The sequence below is a fragment of the Actinomyces polynesiensis genome (assembly GCF_000820725.1).
Lineage (GTDB): Bacteria > Actinomycetota > Actinomycetes > Actinomycetales > Actinomycetaceae > Pauljensenia > Pauljensenia polynesiensis.
This window is the reverse complement of the sequence record NZ_CCXH01000006.1, coordinates 1-6,425: the sequence shown is the minus strand read 5'-3', so window position 1 is coordinate 6,425 and position 6,425 is coordinate 1. Positions and strand designations below refer to the sequence as shown.

The 6,425-nt window shown below is 74.3% G+C and carries 4 protein-coding genes and 1 pseudogene; 2 read left to right on the top strand and 3 right to left on the bottom strand.

Annotated features, from left to right (window positions below; translation table 11 throughout):
• Nucleotides 1-23 precede the first annotated feature (23 nt).
• Together TA90_RS15935 and TA90_RS12950 are read left to right on the top strand one after the other, a co-directional pair.
• Nucleotides 24-443: pseudogene (locus TA90_RS15935) on the top strand (ferredoxin); the annotation flags it as partial.
• Between the two features lie 23 nt (nt 444-466).
• Nucleotides 467-1,561 (top strand): Coenzyme F420 hydrogenase/dehydrogenase, beta subunit C-terminal domain, encoded by a 1,095-nt coding sequence (locus tag TA90_RS12950; RefSeq protein ID WP_052450307.1) that lies wholly within the window; start codon nt 467-469, stop codon nt 1,559-1,561.
• A gap of 179 nt (nt 1,562-1,740) precedes the next feature.
• Here the strand turns inward: TA90_RS12950 and TA90_RS00260 are convergent, their stop codons facing one another.
• From TA90_RS00260 to cydC, 3 genes are all read right to left on the bottom strand, one after another.
• Nucleotides 1,741-3,201: a lipopolysaccharide biosynthesis protein gene (locus tag TA90_RS00260; protein WP_043534032.1), complete on the bottom strand. Its 1,461-nt coding sequence runs from the start codon at nt 3,199-3,201 to the stop codon at nt 1,741-1,743.
• Between the two features lie 71 nt (nt 3,202-3,272).
• Complete coding sequence (locus TA90_RS00255; RefSeq protein WP_043534031.1) at nt 3,273-4,352, bottom strand: polysaccharide pyruvyl transferase family protein; 1,080 nt, start codon at nt 4,350-4,352, stop codon at nt 3,273-3,275.
• Between the two features lie 126 nt (nt 4,353-4,478).
• On the bottom strand, nt 4,479-6,344 hold the full coding sequence (cydC, locus tag TA90_RS00250) for a thiol reductant ABC exporter subunit CydC (RefSeq protein ID WP_082031157.1): 1,866 nt from the start codon (nt 6,342-6,344) through the stop codon (nt 4,479-4,481).
• Nucleotides 6,345-6,425: the final 81 nt, after the last annotated feature.

Genomic DNA, 6,425 nt, shown 5'->3' with positions numbered 1-6,425 from the left:
GAGCAGTACGCGCGGGTCGCGTGATGGGCCTCCGCAGGGGCACGCGCCCCCGGAGGGGCCCGGGTCCGGACGCGCCACGGGATGGCGGCGGCGCGGCGGGCGGGACGAGGGGCGGCGCAGCGGGTGCTGCCTCCCCCGCCGATCTCATCGCGCCCGTCGTGGACGACGGGAACTGCACGGGGTGCGGGCTGTGCGCCGCCGTGTTCCCCGGGTCGGTCCACATGGACCTGGATGAGGCGGGCTTCCTCCGTCCCGTGGTCGACCCCGCTGCCGGGCCGGTCGCGGCGGGCCGGGCCGGGGCGTTCCGTTCCGCCTGTCCCGGCGTCACCCAGGTGCTCCGGCCCCCGGCCGGCTCCCGGACCGATCCGGTGCTCGGTCCCCACCTCGCAGCCTTCGTGGGGTGGGCCAGCGACCCGGTGACACGCTTCGAGGGCAGCAGCGGCGGGGTGATCACCGCCCTGTCGCAGTGGATGCTCGAGAGCGGGGCGCCCGTCGCGTCGCCTGCGCCACCGCCTCCGGCACGCAGCCCTCGCGCACCGTGCCCGTCACCCTGGGTGATCCCCGCTCGGTCCTGTCCGCGGCGGGCTCCCGCTACGCACCGGTGGGGGTTGCCGCACTGGCCGACGAGGTCGGGGCCCCGGACGTCCTGGTGGGCAAGCCCTGCGAGACCTGCGCGGTGCGCCAGTGGAACCGCGGGGTCCGCGACGGGGAGGACCGCGGGGTCCGCGACGGGGAGGCACCCGACCACCCCGGCAGCGCGAACACGGACGGTGGCGGCCACCCCGGCGGCACGGACACAGGCGTCGCCCACCCCGCAAGCCCCGACACCTCAGGCGCCACCCGCGCCACCGGCGCCAACAGCGCCACCCGCGCCACCGCGGAGACTGCGGGACCGCCCCTGCTCATCTCCTTCTTCTGTGCGGGCACCCCCAGCCAGTTCGCCACCAGCGACCTCGTCGCGAACGGGGGCATCGACGCCGGGGACCTCGTCTCCGTGCGCTACCGCGGGCGGGGTTGGCCCGGGGAGTTCGAGGCGGTCTCCACCCGCGGGGTGTCCGCCCGCCTGGGGTACGAGGAGTCCTTGGGCGGCACGCTGGGCAAGCGGCTCCAGTCCGCGTGCAAGACCTGCCCGGACGGGCTCGGCCTCTTCGCGGACATCGCCGTCGGCGACTTCTGGACCAGCGACGCCCAGGGCTTCCCCGTGTTCGACGACGCGGAGGGACGCTCGGTCGTCATCGCCCGCACCTCGCGGGGTCTGGAGGCCATCCGACTCGCCAGGGACGAGGGCGTCCTCGTCCTGTTCGACCACGACCTCGACGACGGGTCCGTCCAGAGGACGCAGCCCTTCCAGGTCAGGCGCAGACGGATGGTCGGGCCACGCCGGTGGGGCAAGAGGCTGGCGGGCGCACGCGTGCCGCACCTGGAGGGTCTGGTGCGGTGGGGGTGGGCCCTCCGCCACCCGCGACAGGCCTGGCGCGAGGCGCGCGGGACGGCCCGACGGACGAGGGCGGCGCGCCGGGCGCGCGGGGACCGCACCTCCACCCGCACCGGGAGACCCTGACCCGCCGCGGGCCGACCCACCGGGGAATCACCGGGGAATCACCGGGGGCGAGGCGTGGGGCCACCATCCGCTGCGGGGCGGGGCGGATCGGGGCAGCGGTCCCGGTGCGGGCGGTCCCGGTGCGGGCGGTCCCAGCGTCCCGGGAACGGCGGACCCACCGGCACGGGGCATCTCCGCCCTCATCGCCGCAGGCCGATCCGCACCAACGCCAGGACTTCCCGGACATCGGTGCGGAAGGGCCGCACCAACGTCGCTGCCGTCACGAAGGTGAGCGTCGCGCACAGGAGTGCCAGCACCAACTGGGGCCAGGGTCCACCCGCCCAGGACCACGGCAGGCGGGCGACCAGGACCACCCCCGTATGGGCGGCGACCCCCACCACCGCACCGAACAGGAGCACCCGCACGCCCCCGGCCCACAGCCGCCGCACCGGGATGGCGGCGCGGCGAGAGAGCCACCAGATCGACAGTGGCCACGCCACGGCGGGGGCCACGGCCATGGCGGCGGCCACCCCCACCAGACCGAAACCCGACCCGATGACCACCATCACCACCCGGATCCCCGTGGAGATGAACGTGTAGTGGAAGAGGTGGTCGACCAGGCCCTTGGTGACGTAGACCCAGTAGCCGACATAGGCCAGGGTCTGCAGTCCGGCGCCGATGGCGAGGAGGCGCAGGACGGGGATGGCCTGCAGCCACGCCTCCCCCAGGACCACCGACACCAGAGGTGCCGCGGCGCCGGCCATCACCGCCAGGCCCGCCACCAGCGTGTACCCCATGGCGACCTGCCCGCGCGCGACGGTGGACTGGAACCGCTCGTCCTGGTCCTGCATCCTCGACAGGACCGGGATCGCCACGGTGTTGAGGGGACCCCTGATCTGCCCGACCGGGGTCATGACCAGTTGGTACGTGCGGTTGTAGACGCCCAGGGCACCCGCCGTCGACCGCAGCCCGAGCATGACGGTGTCGATGTTGCTCCCGATGTAGGCGATGAGTTGCGAGCCCACCAGACGCACCCCGAAGGACAGGAAGCGCCTGACGGGGACCCCGCGCCGGTACCGCCCCGGCAGCCACCGGGCCCCCAGGCCCAGCACCACCAGGACGACGGTGGCCTGCATGACCTGTTGGGCGACCAGCGCCCAGAAGCCCACGCCTGCCAGGGCCAGCACGGTGGCGAGGGCGAGTCCGCAGGCGGGCCCCAGGACGTCGGCCAGGGCGAGGCGCCTGAAGAGGAGGCGACGGTTGAGGTCCGCACGGTACTGGGTCGACATGCCGTTGATGAGGAAGTTGACCGCGAGCGCCATCGTGATGACGCGCAGTTCGGGGTGCTGGTACAGCAGGGCCACCAACGGCGCGGAGGCGACGGCGATGACTGCCAGTGTGAGTCCCAGGAGGGTGTTGATCCAGAAGAGGTTCACCTGCTCGTCGCGACTGAGGGTGGGGGCCTGGATGGCGGAGGAGGAGAGGCCGAAGTCCCGGAAGATGTCGGCCACGCCGATGACGGCCATCACCATGGCGACCAACCCGTAGTCCTGGGGGGTGAGCAGGCGGGCGAGGATGACGACGGAGAGGAACTGGATGACCATCTTCAGTCCCTGGGCCGACACGGTGACCACCGCGCCGCGCACCGCGCGCCGCCCCATGCCGTCACCCGGGCCGCCTCCCTCCTGCGGCCCCGTCCCCCCGGGCCCGCCGGGCCCCTCCCCCGGCGGCGTCACAGGACCCCGCGCAGGGCGGTGACCGCGTCGCCGAGCAGCGCCTCGGCGCGTCCTCGTGCGGTTGCGGCCTGTGCCTGCGCCGGTGCCCTCGACGCCTCGTCGACGAGGGCGAAGACGCGTTCCGCGACGCCGGCCACCCGCAGGTCCACGACACGGTCCCAGCCGAGGTCTGCGAAGAGCGGCGCGAACTTGCGCGAGTAGGCCATCGCCACGCAGGGTGTGCCGACCGAGAGGGCGTTGAGGCAGGCGTGCATCCGTGACCCGACGACGACCCGGGCACCCCGCAGCAGTGCGCGGACCTCCCCGAGGTCCTCGGGCACGACGGCGGGGAGGTCGTGGCGCTGCGCCAGCTCACGCACGACGGGGACGTCGTTGTCGGGCGAGGAGGAGTCGAGCACGTGCGCGAGGAGGGTCACCTCGCGTCCCTGTCCGCGCAGGCCGTGGATCAACTCCTCCACCTCGGCGCGGTAGCCCCGCGCGGAGACGTGGTCGTCGGCGCCCCACAGCAGGCCCGAGACATTGAGAACCACGTCCAGGTCGCCACTGGGGGCGGGGACGGGGAGGGCGAACACCACGTCCGTGGCCCGCACGTCCACGGGACGCCCCATGCGTGCGGCCACGGCGGCGGAGGCCGGGTCGCGCGCCATGACGAGGCGCGCCAGGCGCAGACCGCGCGCACCCAGGAGGTGCCCGCGTCGGGTGGTGAAGGGGCCCAGCGTCTGGGGGCCGAGGACGAGGGGGACGCCGAGGTGGTGCACGAACTCGGCGAAGGCACACTGCTGGGTGAGGCGGGTGAGGCCGTAGATGTCGGTGAAGGAGTCACCGCCACGCATGTCGAGGACGAGGTCGAACCCGCGCACCCACTGTGCCAGTCCGTGTCCGCCCCCCACGGCCTCACGCGCCAGGGTGCGTGGCACGCCGATGTTCGTGGGGGCAGGCCCGTGCCCGTAGTCCTGGAGGACCACCTCCGCGCCGGGGAGGGCCGCCGAGACGAGGGCGGAGGCGCCCTGCGCGAGAGCGCGCAGCCCCAGGTTCGTCGAGGTGTCGTCGGCCCATGCCACCAGTACCCGAGCCACGCCGCCTCCCTAGATCGTGGGGACCCTCGGGGCGGCGGATGTGATCCACGTCGCACCGGGGTTGCGCCGATGCTACACGAGAGGTGCGCGCGCCAGCCCGGGATGGGGGCGCGCCGGGGCGCGACCTCAGACGCGCTGCTCGCGGGCGACCAGGGTCGCGAGTGCGCCGCCGGCGGCCAGCAGTTCCTCGTGGGTGCCGCCCTCGACCACGCGGCCCCGGTCGAGGACGACGATGCGGTCCGCGTCGACGACGGTGGAGATCCGGTGCGCGATGACGACGAGGGTGCGTCCGCCCGTCGCCTCACGGATGCCGGCGAGGACCTGTGCCTCCGTGTCGTGGTCGAGCTGGGAGGTGGCCTCGTCGAGGATCGTCACGGGCGCCCTGCGCAGCAGGGCCCGCGCCAGGGCCAGGCGCTGTCGCTGCCCTCCGGAGAGGCGCTCCCCCATCTCACCGACCTGGGTGTCCAGGCCCTCCGGTTCACGCGAGAGCCATTCGCCCAACCCGACCCGGGCGCACACCTCCTCCAGGTCGGCCGGGGTCGCGTCGGGTGCGGCGAGCAGCAGGTTCGCCCGGACGCTGTCGTTGAAGACGTAGGGGCGCTGGGGGGCCAGCGCGACCAGTTCACGCAGCCGGTGGCGGGTGAGGTCGCGGACGTCGACCCCACCGATGCGCACCGCACCGGCGTCGACGTCCCACATGCGCTCCACCATGGCGGCGAGGGTGGACTTCCCCGACCCGGAGGCACCGACCACGGCGGTCACCTTCCCCGCGGGGAAGACGGCGTCGATCCCGTGGAGGACCTGTTGGCGTCCCACCGGCGAGTCGGCACGCCGCGGGTAGGCGAAGTCGACGTGCTCGAGGACGACGTCGCCCCCTCCGTCGGAGTCCAGCGGGGTGGCCGGGTCCGTGACGAGGGGTTCGCGTTCGGTCATCTCCAGGACCCGCCGCGCGGAGGCGAAGGACTGATCGAGGTCGGCCTGGAAGTCCTCCACCGCGGTCACCGGGGCGAAGGCACCCAGGGCGACGCCCAGGGCGAGCCCGACCTGGGCGAGGTCGATCCCCCCGCTCGCGGCGAGGGTGGCGAGGAGTGCCACCATGGCGACGAGGGAGCCCGCCACCACCGTCTGGTTGAGCCCGCGTCGGGTGGCCAGCACGCGCGCGGTGGTGTCCTGGGCGGCACCGATCCGCTCCTCGATGGCCTCCATCCCGGCCGTGCGCCGCGACTGCGCCCCGAAGGAGAGGACCTCGCGCACCCCCTGGACGGAGTCGGTGACGGACTGGGCGAGCTCGCCGCGGTCCTGGCGGATCGCGCGCGCGGCGCGGTCGGTGTCCCGCGCGCCGATGCGGGGGATGACGGCTCCGACGAGGACGAGGAAGGGGAACAGCACCAGGCCCGACCACCAGGACACGGCCATCCCGAGGTAGACGAGAGCGCCCGCGGGCACGAGGACCGCGGTGAGGGCGGGGGCCAGGGTGTGGGCGAAGAAGACCTCGATGCGGTCGACGTCCTTGGTGACGCGGGAGAGGAGGTCCCCGGAGTCGGCGCCCTCCGTCACGGCCGGGGCCTGGGGTTCGAGGCGGTCGTAGAAGTACATGCGCAGCAGGGCCAGGGAGCGGAACGCCACCCAGTGCCCGCTGAACTGCTCGAGGTAGCGGGCCAGGGCCTTGGCGAGCGCCAGGGCGACCAGGGTCCAGGCCACGCGCGCCAGGCTCCACGACGGTGCCACCCCGGCCCGGGTCGCCTCCGCCCAGGAGCCCACGGCCCACCCGCCCACGGCGAACAGGGCGATCCCCAGGCCCAGGGCGACCGTCCGGCACAGTGCGGAGATGCCCAGGGGCGGCAGGACGGGTCGTGCGACACGCAGGAGGGTGCGTGCGAGGGCGGGGCGGTCATCGGCCCGGTCGGTGGCGTGGTCATCGACCCGGATGTCCGGGTGGTCACCGGCGCAGGCACCGGCCACGTGTTCGGCACCGCCATCAGCGCGGCTCATCGCTCCTCCTCGGTGCCGGCGGCGGTGCGGGTCACGGTGCCGGCGGCGGTGCGGCTCACGGTGCGGGTGACGCGGCCGTCG